Here is a 21,488-nt window from a genome sequence, read left to right on the forward strand (position 1 = left end):
AACTGATGTTAGATAGAGTTGGTCAAGCAACCCAGCCAACCAATCTGTTTTACTTTGTTTTAGCCTCTTCTGTACTTAATAAAGCTTCCAATTCTTTTACCTTTTCAGGATATTTTAATGCAAGGTTGTTTTTTTCGCTCAAATCATCTGTTAGGTTGTACAGTTGTGCTGTAGGCAGGTTTCCGCTATCGGTATGGGTAAGTTTATAAAAAACTTCCCCTTTTGATGGCCTGATATATTTCCAGTTATCCTTAACAATTGCCAATTGGTTACTCTGTTCGATAAAGAAGTCACGACCTTTTTGATCTTTTCCTATAAAGGCATCCCATACATTTTTACTATCAATTGCGTTTTTACTTTCTAAGTTGAAAAAACCAGCAAATGAAGCTAAGAAATCAATTTGTGAAACTAAGGCTCCAGAAACACCAGGTTTAATTTTTGCTGGCCACGAAATAATAAAAGGTTCGCGTGTACCACCTTCTAAAATGCTGTATTTCCCTCCGCGTAAGCTGCCTGCAGGTGTATGGCCGTTTAATTTTTCGAAACCCTGGTCTTCGTAGCCATCCATAATTACAGGGCCGTTATCGCTGCTAAAAATAATCATGGTATTTTTAGCAAGGCCAAGGTATTTTAGTTGTTTTGTTATTTCGCCAACTGCCCAATCGAGTTGTAAAATTACATCGCCACGATTGCCCAATTCACTTTTGCCTTTAAACATGGTGCCAGCTAAGCGTGGTACATGCGGTTCGGTTAAGGCATAGTATAGGAAAAAAGGCTCTTCTTTATGATCTTCGATAAAATTTTTCGCTTTGGTTAAAAAGGTAAATGGCAGTTCCTCATCCGTCCAGCGGGCAAGTTTGCCTCCCTGCATATAACCAATGCGGCCAACGCCGTTTACAATGGTCTGGTTGTGCCCATGATTAACTTCAGCAGGCATTTTTAACAAATCTGGGTGGTCTTTTCCTGTTGGATCTGTGCCAATTGGGTTTTTATAATCAACCGTAATCGGATCATTAGGATCTAAACCTACCACCAGTTGATTTTCCATAAAAACGGTTGGTACCCTATCGGCAGTAGCCGGGAAAATAAATGAATAATCAAAGCCAACTTCTTTTGGCCCGGGCTTTACTTCTTTGTTCCAATCTTTTTCTACTGCGTTGCCCAAACCTAAATGCCATTTACCAATAAGCCCTGTTTTATAACCTGCTTGCTGAAAGATTGATGGAAGTGCGGTATTGTCTGTTGGGATAATCAATGCGGCATCGCCTGGCAAAACGCCTGTTCCTTTTTTACGCCATGCATATCTTCCCGTCATTAAGGAATAGCGCGAAGGTGTACAGGTAGATGCGGTAGCGTGACCGTTGGTAAACCGCAATCCTTGCTTTGCAAGGGCATCAATATTTGGCGTTTTGATTTTTGTTGCACCATAACAACTGAGGTCGCCATAACCCAAATCGTCGGCATAGATGATGATTACATTGGGTTTCTTTTGTGCGGAAGCATAAAAGTTAAAGTATGCAACACAGAGAATAAAGGATAGTAGGAATTTGTGGTTCATGGTTAGAAATGGTATTCGGTTAAGCATAAAAAAGGCCAAACAACATGCTTGGCCTTATATTATGATATTAATCTTCTGCTAAAAACGGATAACGGTAATCAGTTGGAGGATTAAAAGTTTCCTTAATGGTGCGTGGAGAAACCCAGCGCAACAAATTAACCATTGCACCAGCTTTATCATTTGTACCTGAACCTCTTGCGCCGCCAAATGGCTGTTGCCCAACAACTGCACCTGTACACTTATCGTTAATGTAAAAATTACCGGCTGAATTGCGTAATGCGTAACTAGCTTTTTCTATAGCATATCTATCCTGCGATAAAATAGCACCTGTTAAAGCATAAGGTGAAGTGGTATCAATTATTTCTAAAACCTGATCGAATTCTTCATCTTGGTATACATATACAGATAACACCGGACCAAAAAGTTCTTCACACATGGTAGTATATTTCGGATCATCAACCACTAAAACAGTTGGTTCGATGAAATAACCTTTGCTCTTATCATAATTACCACCGGCAATAACTTCAACGCCTTCATCTTTTTTAGCCTGATCGATATATTTAGCCAGTTTATCGAAAGAACGTTCATCAATAACAGCATTAATGAAATTGCTGAAATCTTCAGTTCCACCCATTTTAAATGAAGCTAAATCTCTGGTTATTAAATTTTTAATTTCTGGCCAAAGGCTTTGTGGAATATAAGTACGGCTGGCAGCAGAACATTTTTGTCCTTGGTATTCGAAAGCACCACGTACAATTGCGGTAGCTGAAGCTGCAACATCTGCACTTGGGTGAACCAAAATAAAGTCTTTACCTCCAGTTTCGCCAACTATGCGCGGGTATGATTTGTACTTATGGATATTTGTTCCAATTGTTTTCCATATTTCCTGAAATACTTTGGTAGAACCGGTAAAGTGAATACCTGCAAAATCAGCGTGATTAAAAACTACATCACCTACTTCAGGGCCATCGGCAAAAACAAGGTTAATTACGCCGTCAGGTAAGCCAGCTTCACGAAAAACTTGCATAATTACATTAGCAGCATAAACTTGGGTATCCGCAGGTTTCCAAACCACCACATTACCCATCATGGCTACACAAGCAGGTAGATTACCCGCAATTGCTGTAAAATTGAAAGGTGTTAAAGCAAATATAAAACCTTCTAAGGGACGTTGTTCGGTCCTGTTCCACATGCCATTTGGCGATACTGGCGGTTGTTGGCCATAAATATCCTGCATATAACTTACGTTAAAGCGTAAGAAATCAACCAATTCGCAAGCGGCATCTATTTCTGCCTGGTAGGCATTTTTACTCTGCCCAAGCATGGTTGCAGCATTAATTTGATAACGGTATTTTGTAGCAAACAAATCAGCAGCTTTCATAAAAATGGCTGCTCTATGTTCCCAAGCTAAAGCTTCCCAATCAGCCTTGGCAGCTAAAGCAGCATCTATAGCCTGTTTTACATGGCTTTTATCGCCATAACTAAATGTTGCCAGTACATGTTGATGATCGTGTGGAACTACTACTTTCTTTTTGTTTTTTGTATGTATTTCTTGTCCGCCAATAAACATCGGAATATCCAATTGTTTAGCACGTGCCTCTGCAATAGCCTCTTTTAAAAGCAAACGTTCTTTTGTGCCTGGCGCATAGCTATTAATAGGCTCGTTAACCGGGGTAGGTACGTTAAAAAATCCTTTAAGCATATTTTATTTTTTATGATTTCGACAAAGATAATGCTTTTTGGGGTAGGCAATTCTATTATTCTGTAAAGAAAATAGGGCAAACGTTTGACTGCAATAGTCCGAAAACGGAAGTCTGAAGACCGAAGCCGATAAGCAGGTAATTTTAAAGAAAGTGTGGTTAAAATATGGGTATTTTGGGCGCTGCAAGAAGAGTTGACAACTTTTCTTGCCTCCTTGCTAGTAAGTTGTCAACTCTGGAATTAATACACCAAGGCCAAATATTGTCCATGGTGACTCACACAGCCTGGATTGGTACTTTTATAATCAAATAAATGATTCGGAGATTTGTATATGGCCATACTGATGTCTTTTAGCTTAACAGATTCAACTGAGGCAATAGTGTGAAGATAGGTTGTATAAATATCGCTTTTAGTGAAATATGTATTATCATCAACATTTACTGTACCATGTATCTGACCGGTATCTGAATGAATAACACAGTTTAAACTCTTAGGGGCGAAATTTCTGATTCCAGTTTTACGGTTATAGATTTTATAAGCCGATTCTTTCATACTCCATAACAGCCATACCATATCATCAGGGTTTTTTGCTGATGTAATCAGTAACTGTTCATCAGCTGTGAAAATCTTATTCAGGTAATTTTTACGCCTCCAGTTACTTTGGGTTTTAGCTAGATCCAGATCGACGATATCGTTACCCAGCATGTGCTTCCAGCTTTTGAACTATAATTTCGGTTGTGGCTTTTACAGTAAGCATTTTAGCCATCGAATCGTTGTCTATTTCGATGTTGAATTTCTCTTCAATATCTAAAACAATATCAACCAGGTTGGCCGAATTTATTTTTAAATCGTTAATAAAATCGGTGTTTTCGTCAATATGTGCCAGGGCAGATACCTCTTCGCTATAAGGTTCAACAATTGTTTTTAAGGCTTCGATGATCTCTTCTTTATTCATGTGTGTATTTTTTAAAAATAATGGCGGCATTAATATCGCCAAAACCAAAACTGGCTTTAGCTAAGATATTAAATGGTTTATGAATTACTGTTTTTGGAATGCATTTCGCATCAATTAAAGCGGCAACCTCAGGGCTTAAGTCTTCGCAATTAATATTAGGAAAAATAAATCCTTCTGAAAGTTCAAGTATGGAGGCTACACATTCTATACTCCCTGATGCTGCAATACAATGGCCAATCATGCCTTTTAGAGAATTGATGTATGGGAAATCATCATCAGGTAATTGCAGTGCTGTTTTCCAGTTTTCTATTTCGAGCGCATCTTTGGTTGTTGCAGTGAGGTGGCCATTAATCACATCTATTTCATGGGCTTCGATACCCGCATTCTTTAACGCTGTTTTGATACATCGCTGTACAGCGCTAGGATTTGGAGCAGTCATAGTGCCTAAGCCACGTTGACCACCAGAGTTGATATGACCTCCAAGCACTTCGCCATAAATTTTGGCTTTCCTTGTCAGTGCGCTTTTGAGCGATTCTAATACCAAGGCTCCCGCTCCACTTCCAGGTACAAAGCCACTTGCAGTTGCACTCATTGGGCGGCTACCTTTTTCTGGTTCATGGTTATGTTTAAAAGTGCAAACTTTCATAGCATCAAAACCACCCCAAATGTAAGGGCCACTGTCGCTGGTACTTCCCGCTAACATTCTGGTGGCCTGACCAGTTTTAATCCTTTCGTAAGCCAATAATATACTTTCGGCTCCTGTTGCGCAGGCAGATGAATTGGTGCTTACTTGATTGCCTAAGCCAAGTTTTCCGCTGATAAAAGCGCTTACTCCACTGGCCATGGTTTGTATCACTACCGAACTTCCCAGTTTTTTGATTTCAAGCGCATCTATTTTATTAATTGCCCACCTAAATTTATCTATGCCAGAAGTGCCAGCTCCGAAAATGGTACCACTATCCCAGTCAGGTTCGTCGTTGTTTTCGATGGTCAAACCCGCATCATTCCAGGCATCCAGACCAGCAATAACACCATATATAATTCCGGTGCTGTTTAGGTTTCGTAATTCAAGCGGTGTAAAATATTGGCTAATGCGCTCTTCACTAAGCGCTGGTTTACCTGCAATCTGACAAGAGAAGTTTAAGGCTTCTAAATCGGGCTGATGGCGGATGCCAGAAAGTCCATTTTTTATGGCATCTGAAAACTCACGAATGGTAGTGCCATTGGGTGCACATACGCCTAATCCTGTAATTACAACTCTGTTACCCATTTTCTTTCGAAATTAACATTCCAGAAATATTTCCTTTGCAAACCATTTCGCCAGCTGCATTTTCCATTTTTACTTTGCAACTCAGTTTATTAAACCTAAAATACACTTTCTCGCTCGTTATCGTTACTTTCTCTCCTGGCACAACTGGTTTTAAAAAATCGATGGCATTTGATGTCATGGCAATTGATATATTTTGATCAGTTTCAATATTTTCTAGCAAGTAAATACCTAAACAAACCAACCCAATCTGTGCCATGGTTTCGGTGAGTATTACTGCCGGGGTAACGGGATAGCTTTTAAAATGACTTTCGTAAAAGGGTAGATCTTTAGCATAAGTATAAGTGCCCTTCGCTCCATTTTCATCAATGTGCAATAACTCATCAACAAAAAGAAAAGATTTCCCGTAAGGCAGTTTATCTATTATTTCTTGTGTAGTCATGAGTGATTGAATTATTGAGTGAGAGAAGGATTGAATAGGTGAGTGTTACCATTGTAAAAGTATTCGCTGTGCCGAAAAGCCCGGCCCAAAGCTTAACATCAACCCTTTTTCTCCAGGCATTGGCTTTTTATCCATAATTCTTTCTAAAACATAGAGAACTGTTGCACTGCTCATGTTTCCGTAAAGCCTTAAAACTTCTTTCGTTTCATCTATATTTTTGCCAAGCTGGCCGAACAATTCTTCTACTATTTGAATAATCTTTTTTCCGCCCGGATGGAAGATCAGGTGTTCTACGCCATTGATGTCGAGCCCATTTTTGGCTAGAAAAGGGTGAATAATATCTGGGAAATGATTGGCGATGGTTTCTGGAACTGCCACATCCAGTACCATTTGTAGTCCGGTATTGGTAAGTTTAAATCCCATCATCTCTTCGGCATCATAAAAATGGTACATTCCTTCGTCCAAAATCTCTGGCCCACTATCTTCTTCATTCGAGCTTAACAGTACACAGGCGGCTCCATCGCCAAATATTGCTGCACTTACAATGTTGGCCATCGAAAAATCGTTCAATTGAAAGGTTGCCGTTGGCGATTCTACCGCAATTACTGCTGCGCGTTTGCCAGGATTAGCTTTCAGAAAATTCTTGGCGTAAATCATACCAGATACACCAGCAGCACAACCCATTTCAGTTACAGGTAAACGAATAATGTCCTGACGGAGTTTGAGCAGATTGATCAGATAGGCATCTAAAGAAGGGATCATGATTCCGGTGCAGCTTACCGTAATAATGTAGTCTAAATCCTGCGCTTGCCAATTGGCTTTTTCGAGTGCAGTTTGCAAACATTTAGCACCCAGCTTTATCCCTTCCCTTACATAAATGTTGTTTCGCTCCTCAAAACTTAAATCACTAAAAACCTCTTCAGGCGACATGATCGAATATCTTTTATCTACGGCAGCGCCCTCGAAAATTTTTTTTACTTTTCTGACAAACCGATCGTCCTGATCTTTTAGCCAAATATCCAGAAAAGGCAAAATCTCATCTGTTGATCTCCAAAATTCGGGCAAGGCTTTACTTACTGCTTTTACGGTTACGCTCATATTGTTTTAATTATCCATTGGTAGCGGAAAGCCCATCTCCATTTTATTGAACTCGATTTTAGCTTTAATTGTTTGGTGTATTTAAGCAAATCTGCTCTTTTAAACCCTCGTAGAATGGAAACCAGGCCATCCTCTCTCGACATATCATTTAAACGGAAAATATAACACAAAGCTTTAAACAGGTAATACGCTACTGCACTTCTTTGCAGGTCGTTTATTACTATACCCATTGTTGCCGATCTTTTAAAATTCTTTAGCAAATCAATAATTTCTTCATCTTTAAAATGATGTAGCGTTAAGGTACAAAGCATAATGTCGCAAGGTTCTGTTTTACTTAAATCATCAAAAATATCGCTACAGGTGTAGGTTATATTGGGATAGTTTTTAGATAAACTTTGCGCATGATTTATGGTGAATTTATTGGCATCTATCCCTTTTAACATAAAATGTAAACCTTGTTTTTTTGCATAATCGGCCAAAGTGCGCAACATATCTCCATTGCCACAACCAATATCAGTAATACGTATAACCTCATCCTTTGGTTTGCTGGTGATTAAGGTTTTAATCCCATGGAGTGTAACTTTATTACCACCAAGTAGCTGATTAATGCTGGCTATTTTGTCCAATGCATCGCGCAATATTTCGCCTTCCATGTCGAAATCGTCCATAATCTCGGGCGCTGTGCTTCTATATGTCGTATCTACAGGCATATGTTATGAAATCGTGATCGGTTTACCATGTGTTCGTTTAATTATTTTATGGAGTAGAAAGGGCATTTTAATCAATGCATTCATGGCCAAACTTTCGAATTTATTGTTACTCAGCAAAGAAGATAATACCCTTCCCATTTTTAAGCGGCTTTTAAATTCCCTGTTCCAGTGTAAAGTATAACTTTCTTCTAGTGCTACACGCGAACTAATTTGCCCCTCGATTCTTTGGTGCAAAAGTTCTGAAACTATTTTAGCGCTATGGATGGCCATGGCCATACCGTTCCCACAAAGTGGATGAATCAACCCAGCTGTATCGCCAATCATTAAAATATGGTTATATACAGGTTCTTTGGCCTCAAAAGAAATCTGACTGATGGTTAAGGGGGTATCGAATAAACTGGTAGCATTTTCTAAAATAGCCTTCAAATAGCTATTTTTATAGAGCACGTTTTCTTGGAAGGAAAGCAGGTTTTTGTGTTTTTTGAAACGCTCATAGCTAGCCAGATAACAGATATTCAATTGATCATTTTCAACTTTTGAAACGCCACAATAACCACCTTCAAAATTATGCAGGCTAACCAAATTATTCGGAAAATCGGCTTTGTAATGTGCTTTAACTGCCAGATAGGGTGATTGTTTGTTAATGAAGTTCCTATTCAGCTTAACATCGATTTTAGATCTTTTTCCATAAGCCCCGATTACATAAGGTGCAACATAACTGTCGGTTGCTGTTTCTACCGTGAATTGATTATTGGCGAAATTTACCTGCACCACGCTGTCGTGAATCACTTTTACATTTCTCTCAATCAGTTCAGTGTAGAGGTAATGATCAATAGTATACCTGCTTATTCCAAAACCGCCGAGGGGTAATTTGGTCTGTATGCTTTTGCCAAGAATTGAAGTGAAAAGTAAATCACTAATTAGTGTAGGCTTCATATTTTCGATAGTCAGGCCAAGCCATTCAAAATAGGGGAGTACCTCATTCGAAATGTATTCGCCGCAAACTTTATGGTGGGGGTAGGTATCTTTTTCGATCAGCGTAACATTTAAACCCAGCTTATTCAGGTGAAGTGCGGCTGTTAAACCTGCCAGTCCACCACCAATTATTAAAATTTCTGTTTCGGCCTGCATACGATAAGATGGAAAGCTAATATAACGTTTTAACGATGTGTTTGTTCCATTTGCGAATTTTTAACCACAGAGATCACGGAGAAAAAAACACTGAGGGCACCGAGTTGGGGGTACAATGTGCCAATGTGATGTTACCATCTGACAGTTTCGTTTGCGCTCGTTTCCAAACTAGCGCAGCAATAGCTATACCATTTTCTCATTTCTTCTATTAGGTTCAAAAACCTATAATAGTAGCACCACTGATACTGATTAAACGGGATTGCAGCGGTATACTTTTGTTTTCCTTCAAAAACAAAAGATTTAGCGAAAAAGCCCGACTAACATTAATAATGCTTACAGGCATTGCTTTCCTAATGATTCTTATGAAATACCATGCCCACCTGCGTTAGTTTTCAAATGAAAGTTACCTTATCTATCGCTTCTTTCTTCCATATTCAAATCCGTATCAAAAGGACTTTTTGTAAAGGGATAAATAGATTGTTTAACAAAACCTTTCGGATACGAAGCTTCGTGTACCCCCGTTCCGGCGGGCCATTCTTTGCCTGGTAAGTAATAGGTTCCGAATATCATATCAATAAAGGGAAATATTGAGGCGAAATTATGTCCATAGTATTTAGGATCTTCGCAATGGTGCCAGTGGTGATACTGGGGAGTAGTAAAAATGTATTTTAACGGGCCAAAATTAATCCTGGTGTTGGCATGAATCAGTACCGCATGTATGGCAATAAATATAATATACACATTGAAAACGGTAGATGAAAAGCCCAAAACATAAAGTGGGATGAAAGTCATTGCCCTGGTGAAAAAGATGTCGATAAAATGCGTACGGCTTCCTGCCAGCCAATCCATATTTTGTGTAGAATGATGTATAGAATGGAAACGCCAAAGGGATACCCGCGTATGGAAAAAACGATGTGCCCAATATTGAAACAGATCGGTACTAAAAAAAGCTAAAAATAAAGCAACTATAAAGGGGAGGCCCTGTACCCAGGTGTGCAATTTATCTAAACCTATCCAACCAAAAAATAATACGGCAGGTTTTTGGGTTACAATACCAAAAAATTGAATGAATAGGTGGCTGATTACAAAATAAGTTAAATCGGTACGCCACTCTTCGTGGAATTTAGTTTGCTGATTGTTTTTTGGGAAAAATAATTCTAAGGGAACAAAAATGGCTACCATTAAAAGTAGATCTAAAATCATCCAATCTAAGCCAAAATGCCAGCTCGATTTGACCACATCTCTCCCTTCTACACTTAAAGCGCCTAATATTACTGCCAAAGCACCCAGCACAAAGCCTGGCCAGGCCCATTTTAGTTTTTTACTGAGGATTAAACTTAATAATGAAAAAAAGAATGCTGCAATAACACCCCCAAGCATCAGCGCTTCCATACTGTTTTTCGTATATATTTCGCGGAATTCGGGTGTGGTTAACTTCTCTGGATAATGAAAACAGAGAATGCCTAATAAGGCCAATACAGCTAAAAAAATAGAAATATAACCACTAATTTGGCCTTGGCCTACTACTAATCTTTTCGGAGACATTAAAACATGTTTTGGTAGAGAACAATGATAATAAAAAAACATAAAATAATTTAACTTGTCACCCTCGTCTTTCTCATGAATACAAAAAACTTAGAACTTATTTGTTGCTTTGTAGGGTAGTATGATTTCCAATCGAGTTGGAAATGACGGTATTTCAATATTATTTTTTAAGTATTTTTCTAAAACCTTTAGTAGTAGCAGTAACCGTTTTTCTTAAACGGGATTGCAGCGGTATCCTCTTGTTTTTTTTCAAAATAAGAGATTTAGCGAAAAGCCCGACTAACGTTAATTCTTCCTACTACACTGCTTTCCAAGACAATTTTCAGTTATCATTTTACGCTCTTTTTCCGAAAAGTACCAGCAACAAAGCTCAAATTCTGATAAACCATTCTTGCTTGCGCTCGTTTCCAAACAAGTGCAGAAATAGCTACACGATTTCATCGTTTGTAAACGATAAATTATTAAACGCTTGTTAGAAACGAGCGTTAGCCGAAAATTCTGACAAACCATTTCATCAGACTAATGGTTGCTTTATTGGGCATTGGCATATGCCATGCCTTTCTTTTTTAAATAATCAGTATTTTTGAAACCACGATATGCTACTTAACTATCTACGCCTTTTACTGCTTCCTTTTTCAATCATTTATGGAATGGCTATTATCCTCCGTAAAAAACTTTATGATTGGGGATTAATGCGATCTGTAAAGTTCGATTTACCAGTAATCTGTGTAGGCAATTTAGCCGTTGGCGGATCGGGCAAAACACCAACAACAGAATATTTGGTGAGGTTGTTGGCCGATTATAAAATAGCCATACTAAGTAGGGGATATGGCCGGAAGACGAAAGGTTTTATTGTTGCCGATAGCGCTGCAACGGCCGAAACAATAGGAGATGAACCTTTACAGTACCATCAAAAATTTACGGATGTTACCGTTGCCGTTTGCGAAGACCGTGTGAATGGGATTAAGCAATTGAAAGAAAATCACGATTTAATTATCCTTGATGATGCTTTTCAGCACCGCGCAGTAAGGGCAGGCTTTAATATTCTGCTTTTCGAGTTTGGAAAACTGGGTACTTTACAGTTTTTATTACCTGCCGGAAATTTAAGGGATGTTTTCTCCTCGCGTAAAAGAGCCGATGTATTATTGGTTACAAAATCGCCAGTTCCCTTGTTACATGTTGTCCAGCAGTCTTCGATAAATGAACTGCAACCTAATGCCAATCAACCAGTATTACATTCTTATATAAAGTATGGCGATCTTATCCATTTATATCATAATGAAAGCCGCACGCTCGAATCCGTTAAAGATTATGGAATTTTTCTGCTTACTGGGATTGCTAACCCAGATCCATTAATAGAGAAACTCGAAAAATATAGCAAAACGATCAAACACCAAGAATTTCCTGACCATTATGCCTTTAAAGAAGAGGATATTAATAAGTTTAAATCAACTTTTTTGGCAGGAAGTGAAAAAGATAAAATCATCATCACAACAGAAAAGGATAGCAAACGTTTAAGAGCTACCGGATTTGAAGATTTACTGGTAGATTTACCTGTATATTATTTACCCATTGAGGTTGAATTATTTGAAAAAGATAAGATTACCTTTGACGAACTCATTTTAAACTATGTTAAGAGCAATAGAAGAAACCGTTGAATATATAAAACGTAAAACAGAGAACTTTAAGCCAGAAATAGGTATTATTTTAGGTACTGGCTTGGGTGGCTTGGTTAAAGAAATCGAAGTTGAGCATCAATTGATGTATTCTAATATTCCAAATTTTCCGATTTCTACTTTAGAATTTCATAGTGGTAAACTGATTTTTGGAACATTAAACGGGAAGAAAATTATTGCCATGCAAGGGCGCTTACATTATTACGAAGGTTACAGCATGCAACAGATCACATTCCCGGTTAGGGTAATGAAAGGTTTGGGTATCGAAAACTTAATTGTATCTAATGCTGCGGGCTCGTTAAATCCTGAGTTTAAAAAGGGCGATTTAATGATTATCAATGATCATATTAATTTGCAGCCAGATAACCCATTGCGAGGTTTAATCGAAAGTGAATTAGGTCCCCGTTTTCCAGATATGAGCCAGCCCTATAAACGCGATATCATAGCTAAAGCGCTAGAAATAGCCAAAGATGTTGATATTAACTGTCATAAAGGAGTATATGTTGCCGTTTCTGGTCCGAATTTAGAAACCAAAGCTGAGTATAAATATCTGCGTTTAATTGGCGCTGATGCCGTTGGCATGAGTACCGTACCTGAGGTTATTGTGGCGAACCACGCAGGTTTACCTGTTTTTGCCATCTCGGTATTAACAGATGAGGGTTTTCCGGAAGATCTGCAGCCTTTTAATTTAGATGAAATTTTAGCAGCAGCAGCCAAAGCCGAGCCTAAAATGACTGAGATTTTAACCCGCTTAATTTCTGAACTATAAGATGCATAAAGTCGTTAAAATCTGTTTTTTTCTCTTACTGCTGTCAGGCATTAACAAAACTTTTGCACAAGATTTAAAAACAAGTGTTGGTACCAATAAGGAACTCGATTCTGTTCGCAAGAAATTAGATGCGGGAAAGGATTCTGTTGTTTTTACCGCAAAATATATCAGGTTTACCAAGTTATCTTTAACTAAAGATAGTATTGTACTGCAGCCTTTAGATACCTCCACTACAAATATTCAGAATTATAGTCCGCTTTTGCAGCCCATGCACCCAACTATAAGCAATGGTAACATGGGATTGGCAGCCAGGCCATTATTGTACGAACCTAGTAAAAGGATTGGCTTCGATGCCGGATTCCACTCGCTCGATTATTATGCCTTAACGCCCGAAGATATTATTTACTATCAGGCCAGAACACCGTTTACCAGTTTGTACTTTGTTAGTGCCGGACAAAAAGAACAGCTTTTTAGAGCTATTCATACACAGAATATTAAAAAAAACTGGAACGTTGGTGTTAATTTTAACCGTGGCGATTCTAGAGGCTTTTACGCCAGACAACGTGGCGATAATTTGAATGTTGCCGTATTTTCATGGTACCAATCGCCAAGTAAGCGTTATAACATGTGGGCATCGGCAATTTTTAATACCATGCGCGCATACGAGAATGGTTCTACGGTAGCTACAGGTTTATTCGATCCAGACTATTCTAAAATTGCAAGAGAGGCAGAGCCGGTAAATTTATCAGATGCTAGAAATATGTACCGTAAAAATACCATTTTTTTAAAGCAAACCTATTATGTAGGTAGAATTGATACCTCTGCAAATGTGAATAATGCTGTTTTACCAACCAATAAGGTTTCGTATACCTTTGAATATAATAATGACAGCTTCGACTTTTACAAAAATGGAACGGATGTTAATAATGTACTGCCTCCTGGAATTGCGAGTACAATATTTACCAATGATTCGACCCATGTAAAACATATTAAAAATGAATTTATTTATAGTTTCTTTTTAAGGCCGAAAAATAGTTCGGTTATTAAAAATGAACTGAAAGTTGATGCGGGTATTAAACACGATTATTACAAACATGAATATCTTGGTATAAAACAAGATGCAACCAATTACGAGCGCAGTAGATTTGCTTATCAAAACATTACTATTTTAGGCGCAGCGGGCTATCGATTCTCTAATAATATCGACTTCAATTTAGACGTACAGCAAATTTTACAGGGTGAAAATGCAGGCGATTATTTATACGAGGCAAAAAGTAAAATCCTTTTAGGTAAAACCATAGGAAGAATCGAATTGGGTGCCTATGTACAAAACCAAACGCCAGCTGCTATTTTTAATTATTATCATGGCAATCATTACCAATGGACAAACAGTGATTTTAAGAACACTAAAATTGCCAATTTATCATTTAATTATATCAATGATAAATATGGTTTTACTGCTGGAGCCAAATATTTCTTAACCAGTAACTACGTTTATTTTGCCGCCGACCATAGCAATGGTACAAATGCCATTTTACCAAAACAAGCTACTGCTGATATTAGCTTAATTAGGCTGGATGTATCAAAGAAATCGAGGTTTGGTAAGTTTGTAATGGAAAATTATATCGCTTATCAGAAAACAGATAAAAATGCCGTGTTAAGAACGCCAGAACTTTATACTTATAACAGTATTTATTTTGATAATACTTTTTTCAAAGTATTAAAGGCTAATGTGGGATTTGATGTGAGGTACAATTCTGAATATGCAAACTATTTATACTCACCTGCAACGGCTCAGTTTTATATAGATGAACGCAATCCAACAAACCTGGTCTCAAAACCAGTAATTGATGTCTTTTTTAAGGCAAATTTAAAAAGGGCTAATATATTTGTTAAATATGACTTTGTAAATCAAGGTTTATTCCAGCCAGGTTATTACACCGTTAATAGATACCCCATGCAAGATGCCCTATTAAAATTTGGGGTAAGCTGGAATTTTTACGATTAAAATCATCAAGCATAAAAAAGCCGTGCCGATTTTACATTGGCACGGCTTTTTGTTTTAAGGCTTTTCTTAGAATGAATAACCTACTGTAAATCCTAATACACGGTTGGTATATTTGTTTGAATTAGCTCTTGAATCTTTTGGAGTTAAATCACTTAAACCTAAACCATAGTTAGCACCCACCAAGAAACCTGAAGAGGTGCGGTAAGCTAAACCAAAGTTTGCACCGAAATCTGTACCGCTTGCATCCTTATCAGTTGCACTACCAAAACTTAAGTCTTTATCATTACTATCGGTTTTAGTTACGCTTGTATTTGCAGTGCTGTTTACTGTAGTTGTTGTTGTAGTTCCTTTGTTTTTACCGGAAATGTTAAATCCAACATACGGACCAGCACTAATCTGCACTGCACCAGCATCACCGGTAGGGATATTAAATACCGCATTAATTGGTACTTCAATAGCCATTACATTTGTTTTTAATGATGAAGTTGTAGTAGTTGTTATTGGGCCCGCTGTTGCTGAATTTGTACCTTCAAATTTAACACCTTTGTTCTGTAATGAAATTCCTGGTTGGATAAAAAAGTTGTTAGCCACTCCAAAATCTCCGAATGCAGTAACATTGAAACCTAAATTATTTTTTGCATTATCGTTGTACAGTGATTCATTGTCGCCACTCGAATGGATTTTTGCTAAATTAACCCCTGCCTTGATACCAAATCTAGAGGTAGCACCTGTAGTAGATTGAGCAAAAGCACCCGTTGCCAATAAAATAACTGATGCACTTAATAGTAACTTTTTCATAATATTTTTCTTTTTGAAGAATCTTGTTTAAAAATTTCAGGCTTTAACCTGTTGTTAATTACAAGCCTCAATTCCAAAAGCTGTGCCAAAGTATCAAGTGTGTTACAATTGAGTGGCTAATGTATTGGTTTTCAGTATGATTTTTGCAACATTTAAGTGTAGGTATGATTTAGATCAGTAGTGCTGGCAGATACGATTTACTGTATACATAACAGGAATCTGGCGCAGAATTAACAATTTTTTAAACCTGAAAGAAATAATGTCAAAAGCTAAATCCTGCAACTTATGTTTTTTGAGGTTTCTTTTTTGCCGCGGGAAAAAGTACATTATTTAGGATTAAGCGATAGCCTGGCGAATTTGGGTGCAGGTTTAAATCTGTTGGCGGATCGCCTACAGCATGTTGATAATCTTCCGGATCGTGCCCGCCATAAAAAGTAAACTGGCCTTTACCAATTTCTCCGTGTAAATACCTTACTTCTGCGGCACCTTTATTTTCGCCCAAAACAGTTACGCTTGTTTTAACTAAACTTTTTCTGAATGCTGTGGTTTGCCCCATGAAGCCTTTAATCACCTTATCATGATCTTGGGTAAGCATGGTTGGAACGAGATCCCATTTGGCCGAAAAATCGAATAAAGTAAAGTAATCGTTGGTTTGGTTCAGTGTACGGGTTTGGGTAGCATCGATATCTGAAAATTCATAGTTCATCGGGTTGTTATCTAACTTGAAATTCTGAAAGGCCAGCGTTTTGTTAAAATCCAATTTACTTTGTGCATTTGGATCTGCGGCATCACCATCAAACATTTGGGCACAAATATCTACACCTTCGGCGGCAAGAGCAATATCAAAACTATCAGTGCCAGAGCACATGGCAAACATGAAACCCCCACCTGCACAATATTCTTTAATGTGTTTGGCAACGGCTAATTTCATCTCCGAAACCTTTTTATAGCCCAGGCGTTTAGCTAAAGTTTCCTGGTTTTTAACATCCTCCTGGTACCAGGTTGCATACCTGAAATTGGCCCAGAAGCGCCCGTACTGACCGGTAAAATCCTCATGGTGCAAGTGTAGCCAATCGTATTTGCTCAGTTTATCCTGAAGGATGTCGTCATCATAAATAACATCATATGGAATTTCGGCGTAGGTTAAAACGAGTGTAACGGCATCATCCCAAGGTAATTTGCTTTTTGGAGAGTAAACCGCAATTTTTGGTGTTTTCTCCAGCTTAACCATTTCCATATTCACAGCAGGATCGCTGATTTCGTTTAAAAGGTTAGTTACCTTACCATCGGCCATTACTTCGTATGATACACCGCGGATTTTAAGCTCATCTTCAACTGTCTTATTGTATTTAATTAAAAAACTTCCACCCCGATAGTTTAAAAGCCAATCAACCTCCAGCTGTTTGCTGATTGTCCAATAAGCAATACCGTATGCTTTAAGGTGATTTTTTTGGTCTTCATCCATGTAAATCAACAAAGAAGAAGCCCTTAGTCCCAAAGAGCAAAGCAGGCAAATGAGCAGGATATAATATTTCTTTATCAAATCGTTATGCTTAAAACACTAAAATACCGCATTTAAACTGTATAGAAAAATTTAATGATGTTATAAGTTATACAATTTTGTTATTTTTGCCCTCTACTAAAAAAACAGGAAAGTTTTTTAGGTGAACAAAATTTAAAATTAGTACCGATATTGATATGAGTAAAGCAATAATAAAAACAGAAAAAGGCGATATGACCGTAGAATTCTACGACAATGATGCGCCGAAAGCCGTTGCAAACTTTAAAAAATTAGCTAAAGAAGGCTTTTATGATGGTATAACTTTTCACCGTGTAATTCCTAACTTTATGGTTCAGGGTGGATGCCCAAATTCAAAAGATCCGGCTAAAGCACATTTAGCAGGTACTGGTGGCCCAGGTTATAAAATTGATTGCGAATTAGACGGAGAAAATCAATTTCACGATCGTGGTGTTTTATCTATGGCTCACGCTGGCCGAAACACTGGTGGTTCACAGTTTTTTATCTGCCATAGCAGAACAAATACCGCTCATTTAGACCGTAACCATACTTGTTTTGGTAAAGTTGTTGAGAATGTAGACCTTGTTGATGATATTCGTCAGGGTGATAAAATTTTGAACGTTGAAGTTTTAGAAGATTAAAAATAGATGTGAGATTTGAGACATTAGATTTGAGATTTGATTTCTCTGATTGATGCTCCTATCTCATTTAATAATTGAACAAAGAGTTTTAGTTATTTGATTTGAGTGATTCTCATATCTCATATCTCGAATCTCATATCTCAAAAAAAATATGAATTTAAGAGGAATTGTTGCCGTATCTGGCAGACCAGGTTTATTTAAACTGGTTGGACAAAATAAAGTAGGTTACATTTTAGAGGGCTTAGATGCTCAAAAAACGAAAGTTGTAGCCAATATCACCAACACAAAATTAGCTTCGTTAGAAGATATTACCGTGTATGGTGAAGATGAAGAAATTAAATTGGCCGATATTTTTGCTAAAATTTCTGCAAAAGGATCTACTCCAGATTTGAAAGGTGATTTGCGTGCTTATTTCCTTGAAGTAGCACCAGGTCACGATCAGGAGAAAGTTTATGCTTCTGATATGAAGAAAATTATCACTTGGTATAACCTGTTAAAAGATCTGCCTTTGTTTACTGAAGAAACTCCAGAAACTCCAGGTACACCAGCAGAGGTTAAGTTATCAGAAGAAAAAGCAGCTTCAGATAAAAAACAAAAAGCTACAGGATCTAAATCATCAGCAAATGCTAAAGCAACTACTAAAACTTCAGCTCCAGCAAAAAAAGCAAGCATGACCAGTAAAAAAGGCGTTTAAGCTTTATTTACTGAAATTATAGGAACACCAGGCAATTTGTCTGGTGTTTTTTTGTGTATTTAATCTAAAAAATAATAAAGCAAGGCTACAATAACCAATGATGCAATAATGCTGATCCACAGGTATTTATTGTTGCCGTTCGGATTGCTTTTATATCTATACTCCCGTTTATATTTATCTAGTAACATCGTTTCTTTTATTTAATGATGATTTTTATCTTGTTTTTCCATATCCCATTCCCCATTAACCATTTTCCATTTCTTAAGCATGATGATAAGGTTCGCCCTTTAAAATGCTAAATCCCCGGTAAAGCTGCTCTACAAAAAACAACCTGATCATCTGGTGCGAAAAGGTCATATCAGACAGGGAAATTAAACCATTTGCTCTTTTGTAAATGGTTTCATCAAATCCGTAAGGGCCGCCAATAATAAAAATTAAATGCTGCACACTGCCGATCATCTGTTTATTTAAGTAGTTAGAAAATGCTATTGAAGAATATTTTTTCCCTTTTTCATCCAACAAAATAACAACATCACCATTATTAATTTGTTTGTGCAGCAGTTCTGCCTCCTTTGCCTTTTGCTGCGCTTCGCTAAGGTTTTTAACATTTTTTACATCTGGCAAAGCCACAAAACTAAAGTTAATATAATGCTTTAAACGGTTGATGTATTTATCAATTCCTTCAATTAGATATTTATCTTCTGTTTTGCCAATGGCGATCAGTGTAATCTTCATTTAATATTTTGCCTATCTTTAGAATTTCGAGATTCAAACTTAGAGAAAATTGTAACAAAAAAGACAATCTATCGATCTTATACCTTCGAAAATATATACACCGAAGCGATATCATGTTAAAACAACAAACAGAAATAATAGCCGATTACGACCAGAAAATTAAACAGGTTACCGCTGATATAGCGCAGACTAAAAAAATAATAGATCAACTTTCGTTCATGCGGATCGGCTTGTTCCTGGTCGAAATTTTACTTTTTATCCTACTGGTACGCTCTGCTGATGATGATTTACGCACGTTAATTCAGCTTGGATTATTGATGCCGGTAATCGCCTTTGCCTTTATTGTACGGAGGCAAAGCAGGCTGGATCGCGAAATCGATTATAAAAAACAACTCTTATGGGTTTACCAGAATGAGTGGAATGTGTTAAATGGAACAGCAAATGGCTACGATCATGGTCAAGCTTTCGAATCTGAACTGCATCCCTATACTTCCGACCTTGATATTTTCGGAAGCGCATCTCTGTTTGCACTGATCAACCGTTGTAGTACCCAAAGCGGAAATAACATCCTGGCTAAAAATTTCGCGGAAAAATCAACCAGAGATAAGATATTACGCCGTCAGGAAGCGATAATAGAGATAAAAGATAAGATAGCAGAAACTTATAGCTTCAGGGCTAATCTGCATGGTTACGACCCCGAGAAAATAGAGCAGATTAAAATACAACTTAAACAGCAATTGGGAGCGCAATTGGGATTTGTAAAGAGTAAGTTTTTAAGATTTTATGTTAAACTCGTGCCTTATATTTCCATCGCATTGATTTTGGCCGCTGTTTTTGTTAGCGGGGTTTTTTGGAAGGTGCTGGCACTGCTGTTTGTAATCCATACAGGCTGGAACGTACTATTAAACGCGAAAATTAATAAAGTTTTTTATTGTTTCGGTGGAAGTTCGAATTTGTTAAATGGTTACGCCAGTGCTATTTTATGGACGGAGAATCAAAGCTGGAAAAGTGCGTATACTTTGAGTTTATTGGACTCAAAAATCCCGGTAAGTAAAGAAATTAAGGCACTGTCTAAAATTATCCAGAATTTTGATGCCAGGCTGAATCTCCTGGTTGGAGGTATTTTAAATGCGCTTTTGCTTTGGGATTTAAAATGCTGCATCAGTTTAGACATTTGGTATAAATCTTCATCAAAGGATGTGATTTCGGCCCTTGGCCATTTAGGCGATTTTGAAGAGCTGATTTCGTTGGCCACAACGGCCTATAACCAACCAGATTGGGCTTTTCCCTTGCTTACCGATCAGTTAGCATTAGCCACCACTCATATTGGTCACCCACTTATTAAGGAGCAAATAAGGGTGAATAACGATTTTCATTTGGAAGCAAAACCAACTGTAGATATTATAACAGGCTCTAACATGGCGGGTAAAAGTACTTTTCTACGTACTTTGGGTATTAATATGGTATTGGCTTATGCCGGTGCGCCGGTTTGTGCCAAAGCCATGCAATTATCTGTTTTTTCGATCAATACCTATATGCGGATTAAAGATTCGCTAAACGAAAGTACCTCTACCTTTAAAGCCGAGTTAAACCGGCTGAAAATGATCTTAGATAATGTAGTTAAAGACAAAGATACTTTTGTATTGATTGACGAAATGCTGCGCGGTACAAACAGTCGGGATAAATATTTAGGGTCGAAGGTTTTTGTGCAGAAGTTGATTACTGAAAAAACACCTGCGCTTTTTGCTACCCACGATTTACAATTAGCAGATCTGATTGTAGATTACCCCGAAACCGTCCGTAATTTTCATTTCGATATACAGATTACCGAAGGCGAAATGAAGTTTGATTATTTATTGAAGCAAGGGCCTTGTAAAACCTTTAATGCTGCAATTTTATTGAAGGAAATTGGTTTAACCTTGGATTAAGCCTTAGTGGAATTTTGTGGGGGCTGACTAAAAAGGTATATTGCTAATTTGGTCAGCCTTCCTTTTTCTATAGCTATAGAAGCTATAGAATATCTTGCCGAACTTATTTTGTTGAATACCTTTTGATTGACTACACAAGAAATAGGGTTTAAAAAGGCTTACACAGCCGTTTTCTCTTGTTTGATCTGAAGTTTTCTAAGGTTATGCGCCATCGCAACCAGACTAAACTCTGTTTCCACTTTTTTTAATCCACGAAGATGGAATCTTCTAAACCCCATGTTATGTTTGATGTCGCCAAAGCAGCTTTCTATTT

The 21,488-nt window shown here is 37.6% G+C and carries 21 protein-coding genes; 6 read left to right on the plus strand and 15 right to left on the minus strand.

What is annotated here, in order from left to right; all coding sequences use genetic code 11:
- Positions 1–49 precede the first annotated feature (49 nt).
- The 10 genes from EZ456_RS24150 to EZ456_RS24195 all read right to left on the minus strand — a co-directional run bounded on the left by EZ456_RS24150 (position 50) and on the right by EZ456_RS24195 (position 10,407).
- Positions 50–1,558 carry a sulfatase family protein gene (locus tag EZ456_RS24150; protein ID WP_131534662.1) on the minus strand — a complete coding sequence of 503 codons (1,509 nt, stop codon included), beginning with the start codon at positions 1,556–1,558 and terminating at the stop codon, positions 50–52.
- Positions 1,559–1,625: 67 nt separating this feature from the next.
- Positions 1,626–3,260, minus strand: a complete 1,635-nt coding sequence (gene pruA, locus EZ456_RS24155; RefSeq protein ID WP_131534664.1) for an L-glutamate gamma-semialdehyde dehydrogenase — start codon at positions 3,258–3,260, stop codon at positions 1,626–1,628.
- A gap of 239 nt (positions 3,261–3,499) precedes the next feature.
- On the minus strand, positions 3,500–3,964 hold the full coding sequence (locus EZ456_RS24160; protein ID WP_131534666.1) for a 4'-phosphopantetheinyl transferase family protein: 465 nt from the start codon (positions 3,962–3,964) through the stop codon (positions 3,500–3,502).
- Complete coding sequence (locus EZ456_RS24165) at positions 3,954–4,214, minus strand: acyl carrier protein (protein WP_131534668.1); 261 nt, start codon at positions 4,212–4,214, stop codon at positions 3,954–3,956. Before EZ456_RS24165 ends, EZ456_RS24160 begins: the two co-directional genes overlap by 11 nt.
- Positions 4,207–5,484: a beta-ketoacyl-[acyl-carrier-protein] synthase family protein gene (locus tag EZ456_RS24170; protein ID WP_131534670.1), complete on the minus strand. Its 1,278-nt coding sequence runs from the start codon at positions 5,482–5,484 to the stop codon at positions 4,207–4,209. The genes EZ456_RS24165 and EZ456_RS24170 overlap by 8 nt, the downstream gene beginning before the upstream one ends.
- Positions 5,477–5,923 carry a 3-hydroxyacyl-ACP dehydratase FabZ family protein gene (locus EZ456_RS24175; protein ID WP_131534672.1) on the minus strand — a complete coding sequence of 149 codons (447 nt, stop codon included), beginning with the start codon at positions 5,921–5,923 and terminating at the stop codon, positions 5,477–5,479. Before EZ456_RS24175 ends, EZ456_RS24170 begins: the two co-directional genes overlap by 8 nt.
- Positions 5,924–5,968: 45 nt before the next feature.
- Positions 5,969–7,021: a type III polyketide synthase gene (locus EZ456_RS24180; RefSeq protein ID WP_131534674.1), complete on the minus strand. Its 1,053-nt coding sequence runs from the start codon at positions 7,019–7,021 to the stop codon at positions 5,969–5,971.
- Positions 7,018–7,731 (minus strand): methyltransferase domain-containing protein, encoded by a 714-nt coding sequence (locus tag EZ456_RS24185; protein WP_131534676.1) that lies wholly within the window; start codon positions 7,729–7,731, stop codon positions 7,018–7,020. The genes EZ456_RS24180 and EZ456_RS24185 overlap by 4 nt, the downstream gene beginning before the upstream one ends.
- Before the next feature lie 3 nt (positions 7,732–7,734).
- Positions 7,735–8,862 (minus strand): NAD(P)/FAD-dependent oxidoreductase, encoded by a 1,128-nt coding sequence (locus tag EZ456_RS24190; protein WP_131534678.1) that lies wholly within the window; start codon positions 8,860–8,862, stop codon positions 7,735–7,737.
- Positions 8,863–9,270: 408 nt separating this feature from the next.
- Positions 9,271–10,407: a sterol desaturase family protein gene (locus EZ456_RS24195; RefSeq protein WP_131534680.1), complete on the minus strand. Its 1,137-nt coding sequence runs from the start codon at positions 10,405–10,407 to the stop codon at positions 9,271–9,273.
- Positions 10,408–11,003: 596 nt separating this feature from the next.
- Here EZ456_RS24195 and lpxK point away from each other — a divergent pair.
- The 3 genes from lpxK to EZ456_RS24210 are packed head-to-tail and all read left to right on the plus strand — an operon-like array spanning position 11,004 to position 14,860.
- Positions 11,004–12,065, plus strand: a complete 1,062-nt coding sequence (lpxK, locus tag EZ456_RS24200; RefSeq protein WP_131534682.1) for a tetraacyldisaccharide 4'-kinase — start codon at positions 11,004–11,006, stop codon at positions 12,063–12,065.
- Complete coding sequence (locus EZ456_RS24205; protein ID WP_131534684.1) at positions 12,037–12,852, plus strand: purine-nucleoside phosphorylase; 816 nt, start codon at positions 12,037–12,039, stop codon at positions 12,850–12,852. The genes lpxK and EZ456_RS24205 overlap by 29 nt, the downstream gene beginning before the upstream one ends.
- Position 12,853: 1 nt before the next feature.
- Positions 12,854–14,860 (plus strand): putative porin, encoded by a 2,007-nt coding sequence (locus EZ456_RS24210; protein WP_225876614.1) that lies wholly within the window; start codon positions 12,854–12,856, stop codon positions 14,858–14,860.
- Positions 14,861–14,926: 66 nt separating this feature from the next.
- On the opposite strand, the gene EZ456_RS24215 is transcribed toward EZ456_RS24210, so the two are convergent.
- Together EZ456_RS24215 and EZ456_RS24220 are read right to left on the minus strand one after the other, a co-directional pair.
- Positions 14,927–15,658, minus strand: a complete 732-nt coding sequence (locus tag EZ456_RS24215) for a porin family protein (RefSeq protein WP_131534686.1) — start codon at positions 15,656–15,658, stop codon at positions 14,927–14,929.
- Between the two features lie 283 nt (positions 15,659–15,941).
- Entirely contained in the window at positions 15,942–17,123 is a 1,182-nt protein-coding gene (locus EZ456_RS24220) for an asparagine synthetase B (protein ID WP_131534700.1), read from the minus strand.
- Positions 17,124–17,356: 233 nt separating this feature from the next.
- Here EZ456_RS24220 and EZ456_RS24225 point away from each other — a divergent pair, with 233 nt between their 5' ends.
- Both EZ456_RS24225 and EZ456_RS24230 read left to right on the plus strand, forming a co-directional pair.
- A complete protein-coding gene (locus EZ456_RS24225; RefSeq protein WP_131534688.1) occupies positions 17,357–17,818 on the plus strand; it encodes a peptidylprolyl isomerase in 462 nt (153 codons plus the stop codon).
- Positions 17,819–17,969: 151 nt separating this feature from the next.
- On the plus strand, positions 17,970–18,512 hold the full coding sequence (locus EZ456_RS24230) for a DUF5606 family protein (protein ID WP_131534690.1): 543 nt from the start codon (positions 17,970–17,972) through the stop codon (positions 18,510–18,512).
- Between the two features lie 59 nt (positions 18,513–18,571).
- On the opposite strand, the gene EZ456_RS25715 is transcribed toward EZ456_RS24230, so the two are convergent.
- Both EZ456_RS25715 and rlmH read right to left on the minus strand, forming a co-directional pair.
- The gene (locus EZ456_RS25715) at positions 18,572–18,700 is read right to left on the minus strand and encodes a hypothetical protein (protein ID WP_262712032.1); all 129 of its coding nucleotides are present in this window, start codon (positions 18,698–18,700) and stop codon (positions 18,572–18,574) included.
- A gap of 73 nt (positions 18,701–18,773) precedes the next feature.
- Complete coding sequence (gene rlmH / locus EZ456_RS24235) at positions 18,774–19,247, minus strand: 23S rRNA (pseudouridine(1915)-N(3))-methyltransferase RlmH (protein ID WP_131534692.1); 474 nt, start codon at positions 19,245–19,247, stop codon at positions 18,774–18,776.
- A 113-nt stretch (positions 19,248–19,360) separates the two neighbouring features.
- Here rlmH and EZ456_RS24240 point away from each other — a divergent pair, with 113 nt between their 5' ends.
- Positions 19,361–21,175, plus strand: a complete 1,815-nt coding sequence (locus EZ456_RS24240; RefSeq protein ID WP_131534694.1) for a MutS-related protein — start codon at positions 19,361–19,363, stop codon at positions 21,173–21,175.
- Positions 21,176–21,333: 158 nt separating this feature from the next.
- Here EZ456_RS24240 and EZ456_RS24245 read toward each other — a convergent pair.
- Positions 21,334–21,488, minus strand: a 155-nt coding sequence (locus EZ456_RS24245) for a transposase (protein WP_131534696.1), incomplete at its 5' end; no start/stop codon positions are given.

The organism is Pedobacter psychrodurus (assembly GCF_004331735.1).
In the GTDB taxonomy this organism is placed as follows: Bacteria; Bacteroidota; Bacteroidia; order Sphingobacteriales; family Sphingobacteriaceae; genus Pedobacter; species Pedobacter psychrodurus.

Excerpts from the sequence above, each read along its gene's own strand:
- EZ456_RS25715 (WP_262712032.1), bottom strand. The coding sequence starts at position 18,700 with ATGTTACTAGATAAATATAAACGGGAGTATAGATATAAAAGCAATCCG.
- rlmH (WP_131534692.1), bottom strand. The coding sequence starts at position 19,247 with ATGAAGATTACACTGATCGCCATTGGCAAAACAGAAGATAAATATCTA.
- EZ456_RS24185 (WP_131534676.1), bottom strand. The coding sequence starts at position 7,731 with ATGCCTGTAGATACGACATATAGAAGCACAGCGCCCGAGATTATGGAC.
- EZ456_RS24225 (WP_131534688.1), top strand. The coding sequence starts at position 17,357 with ATGAGTAAAGCAATAATAAAAACAGAAAAAGGCGATATGACCGTAGAA.
- lpxK (WP_131534682.1), top strand. The coding sequence starts at position 11,004 with ATGCTACTTAACTATCTACGCCTTTTACTGCTTCCTTTTTCAATCATT.
- pruA (WP_131534664.1), bottom strand. The coding sequence starts at position 3,260 with ATGCTTAAAGGATTTTTTAACGTACCTACCCCGGTTAACGAGCCTATT.
- EZ456_RS24220 (WP_131534700.1), bottom strand. The coding sequence starts at position 17,123 with ATGGATGAAGACCAAAAAAATCACCTTAAAGCATACGGTATTGCTTAT.
- EZ456_RS24150 (WP_131534662.1), bottom strand. The coding sequence starts at position 1,558 with ATGAACCACAAATTCCTACTATCCTTTATTCTCTGTGTTGCATACTTT.
- EZ456_RS24170 (WP_131534670.1), bottom strand. The coding sequence starts at position 5,484 with ATGGGTAACAGAGTTGTAATTACAGGATTAGGCGTATGTGCACCCAAT.
- EZ456_RS24190 (WP_131534678.1), bottom strand. The coding sequence starts at position 8,862 with ATGCAGGCCGAAACAGAAATTTTAATAATTGGTGGTGGACTGGCAGGT.
- EZ456_RS24175 (WP_131534672.1), bottom strand. The coding sequence starts at position 5,923 with ATGACTACACAAGAAATAATAGATAAACTGCCTTACGGGAAATCTTTT.
- EZ456_RS24230 (WP_131534690.1), top strand. The coding sequence starts at position 17,970 with ATGAATTTAAGAGGAATTGTTGCCGTATCTGGCAGACCAGGTTTATTT.
- EZ456_RS24160 (WP_131534666.1), bottom strand. The coding sequence starts at position 3,964 with ATGCTGGGTAACGATATCGTCGATCTGGATCTAGCTAAAACCCAAAGT.
- EZ456_RS24205 (WP_131534684.1), top strand. The coding sequence starts at position 12,037 with ATGTTAAGAGCAATAGAAGAAACCGTTGAATATATAAAACGTAAAACA.
- EZ456_RS24240 (WP_131534694.1), top strand. The coding sequence starts at position 19,361 with ATGTTAAAACAACAAACAGAAATAATAGCCGATTACGACCAGAAAATT.
- EZ456_RS24180 (WP_131534674.1), bottom strand. The coding sequence starts at position 7,021 with ATGAGCGTAACCGTAAAAGCAGTAAGTAAAGCCTTGCCCGAATTTTGG.
- EZ456_RS24195 (WP_131534680.1), bottom strand. The coding sequence starts at position 10,407 with ATGTCTCCGAAAAGATTAGTAGTAGGCCAAGGCCAAATTAGTGGTTAT.
- EZ456_RS24165 (WP_131534668.1), bottom strand. The coding sequence starts at position 4,214 with ATGAATAAAGAAGAGATCATCGAAGCCTTAAAAACAATTGTTGAACCT.
- EZ456_RS24215 (WP_131534686.1), bottom strand. The coding sequence starts at position 15,658 with ATGAAAAAGTTACTATTAAGTGCATCAGTTATTTTATTGGCAACGGGT.
- EZ456_RS24210 (WP_225876614.1), top strand. The coding sequence starts at position 12,854 with ATGCATAAAGTCGTTAAAATCTGTTTTTTTCTCTTACTGCTGTCAGGC.